General features: G+C 36.3%; 7 protein-coding genes. 6 read left to right on the plus strand and 1 reads right to left on the minus strand.

What is annotated here, in order from left to right; all coding sequences use genetic code 11:
- The 5 genes from ACIQ2S_RS11585 to ACIQ2S_RS11605 form a co-directional block, all read left to right on the plus strand.
- The coding region (locus ACIQ2S_RS11585) for a sigma-54-dependent transcriptional regulator (RefSeq protein ID WP_396176152.1) at positions 1-999 on the plus strand (999 nt) is incomplete at its 5' end.
- 74 nt (positions 1,000-1,073) lie between these two features.
- Complete coding sequence (locus tag ACIQ2S_RS11590) at positions 1,074-1,685, plus strand: DEAD/DEAH box helicase (RefSeq protein WP_396176154.1); 612 nt, start codon at positions 1,074-1,076, stop codon at positions 1,683-1,685.
- A 59-nt stretch (positions 1,686-1,744) separates the two neighbouring features.
- Positions 1,745-1,963, plus strand: coding sequence for a DUF2007 domain-containing protein (locus ACIQ2S_RS11595; protein WP_396176156.1), 219 nt, complete (start codon positions 1,745-1,747; stop codon positions 1,961-1,963).
- Positions 1,964-1,993: 30 nt separating this feature from the next.
- On the plus strand, positions 1,994-2,239 hold the full coding sequence (locus tag ACIQ2S_RS11600) for a hypothetical protein (RefSeq protein WP_396176158.1): 246 nt from the start codon (positions 1,994-1,996) through the stop codon (positions 2,237-2,239).
- A gap of 1 nt (position 2,240) precedes the next feature.
- Positions 2,241-2,546, plus strand: a complete 306-nt coding sequence (locus tag ACIQ2S_RS11605) for a type II toxin-antitoxin system RelE/ParE family toxin (RefSeq protein WP_396176160.1) — start codon at positions 2,241-2,243, stop codon at positions 2,544-2,546.
- Between the two features lie 2 nt (positions 2,547-2,548).
- Here ACIQ2S_RS11605 and ACIQ2S_RS11610 read toward each other — a convergent pair whose 3' ends face one another.
- On the minus strand, positions 2,549-3,772 hold the full coding sequence (locus ACIQ2S_RS11610) for an MFS transporter (protein WP_396176162.1): 1,224 nt from the start codon (positions 3,770-3,772) through the stop codon (positions 2,549-2,551).
- A gap of 253 nt (positions 3,773-4,025) precedes the next feature.
- On the opposite strand from ACIQ2S_RS11610, the gene ACIQ2S_RS11615 reads away from it, so the two are divergent.
- The coding region (locus tag ACIQ2S_RS11615) for an ATP-binding cassette domain-containing protein (protein WP_396176164.1) at positions 4,026-4,552 on the plus strand (527 nt) is incomplete at its 3' end.

Below are 4,552 nucleotides of genomic sequence, written 5' to 3' on the forward strand. Positions count from 1 at the left end.
AAAATGCCCAAAATGGATGGTGTGGAAGTCTTGGAAGCAATCAAAAAAATCAAACCGGAGATTCCGGTAGTGATGATTTCAGGGCACGGCGATTTGGAAACAGCTATCAATACTATGCGTATAGGAGCTTTTGATTACATTTCAAAACCACCCGATTTGAATCGGTTGTTAAACACCGTTCGAAATGCTTTAGACCGCAAACAATTGGTGGTTGAGAATAAAATACTGAAAAAGAAAGTCAGTAAAAATTATGAAATGATTGGTGCTTCAGAATCCATCAATTACATTAAAGAGATGATTGAAAAAGTGGCTCCAACCGATGCACGTGTTCTAATTACGGGTCCAAACGGCACCGGAAAAGAACTGGTTGCCCATCAATTGCACGAAAAAAGCGAACGAGCATCGTTTCCAATTATTGAGGTAAATTGTGCTGCGATTCCTTCTGAATTAATTGAAAGTGAATTATTTGGTCACGTGAAAGGAGCTTTTACATCTGCCGTAAAAGACCGAGCCGGAAAATTTGAAGCTGCCGACGGAGGGACGATTTTTCTGGACGAAATTGGCGATATGAGTTTAGCCGCACAAGCAAAAGTACTTCGAGCTCTACAAGAAAATTTGGTGCAACGTGTCGGTGCTGATAAAGACATTAAAGTGAATGTTCGCGTTGTTGCTGCCACCAATAAAGATTTAAAAAAAGAAATAGCCGAGGGTCGTTTTCGTGAAGATTTGTACCATCGATTAGCTGTAATTTTAATTAAGGTGCCAGCGTTGAATGAACGTAGGGATGATATTCCTTTGTTAATTGAACATTTTACAGCCAAAATTGCTGAAGAGCAGGGTAATATTGCGAAAAGTTTTTCTCCAGCAGCAATTAAATTACTGCAGGAATATGATTGGACGGGAAATATTCGCGAACTTCGCAACGTGGTAGAACGCTTGATTATTCTGGGAGGAACTGAAATTTCTGAGAATGATGTGAAGCTTTTTGCTAGTAAATAAAAATAGTGATTAGTGAATAGTAATTAGTGATTAGTTGCTAGTTACTAATTACTATTCACTAATCACTCAAAACAATGCAGTTAAAAAAAATAAATTCGAAGCTTCAGCAAGCTCTTGTAGAGAACAATTTAACGGAAGCCAATGAATTACAACAAGAAACATTTTCCGCAATAAAAAGTGGGGTAGATGCTGTTATTCAATCACCACATGGTAGTGGGAAAACAACTACTATTGCACTGAATGTCATTCAGCGAATGGAAAAAGCAGTGGGAGAAAGCACTCGTGCCTTGGTATTGGTTGAAGACAAAGAAAAAGTGTTGGCAACCGTTGAACTTTTCAAACAGTACGCCAATTATAGCGATTTACGTGTGTTTGGAGCTCATGAAAAAGGCGACATCGATTACGATAAAAATCAAATTTCGTTGGGTTGTGACATCTTGGTAGGAACGCCAATCAAGATTAATGATATGTTTGCTTCTGCCGGTTTTAATATGAACACTATTAAAATGTTTGTGGTTGACGACATTGACGAGATGTTGCGAAAACGTTTAGAGACCACAATTTTAAGACTTTCGAACAGTGTAGAAAAAACACAACGTTTGTTTTTCTGCTCAACCATTACCGAAAAAGTGGAAGTTTTAGCAGAAAAAATCATGATTGAACCGCTTTTCTTTGAAGCAGAATAAGCTTTCAAACTAGGTACTGCCGACTAATCGCTAAGAACTAATCACTAATTACTATAAAAATGGGCATGATCAAAATATTTTCAGGTAGCGAAATTTTAGCTTCCCGATTAAAAGAACAAATAGAAGCAATTGGCGTGGATGTTTTAAAAAAAGACAACATTCAATCCGCGAGATTGGGTGGTTTTGGCAACTCCGATTTGGCGGTTGAGTTATTTATTGACGAGCGTTATTACGGCAAAGTCAATGATGTAATTGAAGAATTTAGGATGAGTATATAAATTTGTATATTTGATACTAATTTGATTATTATGGATATAGGTGCAAAAAAAATTGAACTTTTAGATTGGTTGCTTCATCTGACAGATGAGCGTAAAATCAAAAAATTAGCGGCTTTCAAAAACATAATCGATAATGAAGTAGTTGCCCATACGGTTAGTGGATATCCAATTGACAAACAAGAGTATATTCATTTGGTTAAGGAGGCTGATGAGCGAATTAACTCTGGAACATTTATTACAATTGAAGATTTAGAAAAAGAAATTGACAATTGGTAGCATGCAGCAAGAAATTAGAATTGTTTGGGACATTCATGCAAAAACTGATTTACGATTGATTCATGATTTTATTAAATTAAAATCACCTCAAGGAGCAAAAAATGTGATAAATGATATTATATCAGAAACGAAAAATATAAAGTTTGTTCAACAATATCAAGTGGACGAAATTTTGGGAGAGCCTTACCGAAGAATAGTAGTCAGAAATTATAAGATTATCTACAAAGTCCATTCTGAAGTCGAAATTAGAATTTTACAGATTTTTGATACCCGTCAAAATCCGATTCAGTTAAAAGTCAAAAAATAAATCTACCTAAAAATCTTCAAATAATACGCCAATACCGAAATAAACACTCCGAACATTCCAATAAAAGCAAAGGAATACCGCAAGCTTGTCAATTCGGCGATATGTCCGATAATCGGTGGTCCCATTAAAAACCCTAGGAAACTTATTCCGGTTACGATTGTTAACGCTTCTCCCGTTGGTATGCTCGAAATTCGTCCCGTCGTACTGTAAACTATAGGGATCACATTTGATACACCAAAGCCAACCATCATAAATGCCAGCGTACTTGGAATTAAAAAAGGAAAAACAACGGCCGTATATAATCCAACGGAAATAGTAATGCCACTTATTAAAAGTATTTTTTTTGCACCAAATTTCCGAACTACAATATCACTTAAAAATCGGCCGGACGCCATGGTAATCATAAAAGATGTATACCCTAAAATAACTAATGCTCCGGGTGCTTTTACAATATCTTTGAAATAAACACCACTCCAGTCGAACATAATTCCTTCACTTGCCATGCAGCAAAAACCGATAACACCAAGCCAAACTAACGATTTATCAAGTTTGCCAAATCGGGGTTTTAATTCAAAAGTTTCGGGCTTGACTACTTTGACTTTTGCTAAATTTCGGTAATTGATAAAAATGATTACTCCAACGATGGCAAAAACGATTAAAAAATGTTGGTACGGAGTTAAATGAAAAGCCATCATCACCAAACCAGCCAAAGCTCCGAAAAACCCCGCTAAACTCCACGATCCGTGGAACGAGCCCATGATGGCTTTTTTGAAAATTTGTTCCGTATAAACGCCTTGGGTGTTAATGGATATATTGCTGAAATTTCCACAAATTCCAAAAAGATATAGTCCAAAAGCCAGTTGCCAAGGTTCCTCGGCTAAACCAATATTCGTAAGGCTAAATGCGTACAAGGGCAAAGCAAAAAGCAATACTTTTCTACTGCCAAAACGAGTAACAACCTTACCTGAAAAAGGCATGGCAGATAGTTGTCCGATAGGCAAGGCAAATAAAATAGTTCCTAATTCACCTTCACTTAAATTTAAGAATGATTTGATATCCGGAATTCTACTTGCCCAGGAAGCAAAACAAAAACCCATCCCGAAGTAAAAAAACGACATGGCCAGACGCATCCTATTTAAATAGGATTGCTTGGCATTTTGATAGCTTTTTTTGTGTTTTTGTTGCGGAATGATTTTTCCCAGAAAACTGTAATCAAGTAAAGGCATCGGTTGAATTGGCTGATTAAGTTAGCAAAATTAATTAAAAAAATAAGGTGAAGCTTGATTTTGAATACATTGGCTAACTTATTATCTAAAGTTCAAGAAAAGTTGGAGCAATTTATCAAATCAAAAATTAATTGTTCTACTATTTATCATTTTCAAACATTCGAATTCCACAAATCGGTTATCTTTGCACCTTGAAAAATCAGAAATGTGAGCTGACTTCAGGCTTCCATCTTCTAACTTCCAACTTAAAAATATGATTACAGTTAACGATATTGCCGTTCATTTTGGCGGAACCACTTTGTTTAGCGATGTTTCTTTCGCGATCAATGAAAATGATAAAATTGCCTTAATGGGTAAAAACGGTGCCGGTAAATCGACACTTTTGAAAATTATCGCGGGAGAAGCAAAGGCTTCCTCCGGAAATATTTCTGCTCCAAAGGATGCTGTGATAGCCTATTTGCCTCAGCATTTATTAACGAAAGATGATTCAACGGTGATGGAAGAAGCTTCGAAAGCTTTCGCAGAAATCTTCGACATGAAAAATGAAATCGATCATCTCAATGAACAATTGACTATTCGAACCGATTATGAAAGTGACGATTATATGAAATTAATCGAGCGTGTGTCTGAAGTAAGTGAGAAATATTATTCTATTGAAGAAGTAAATTACGAAGCTGAGGTTGAAAAAGTATTGAAAGGTTTGGGTTTTGAACGAGAAGATTTTAACCGACCCACATCTGAATTTTCCGGTGGCTGGCGAATGCGAATTGAATTGGCAAA

The sequence above is a fragment of the Flavobacterium sp. genome (genome assembly GCF_044371705.1).
Lineage (GTDB): Bacteria > Bacteroidota > Bacteroidia > Flavobacteriales > Flavobacteriaceae > Flavobacterium.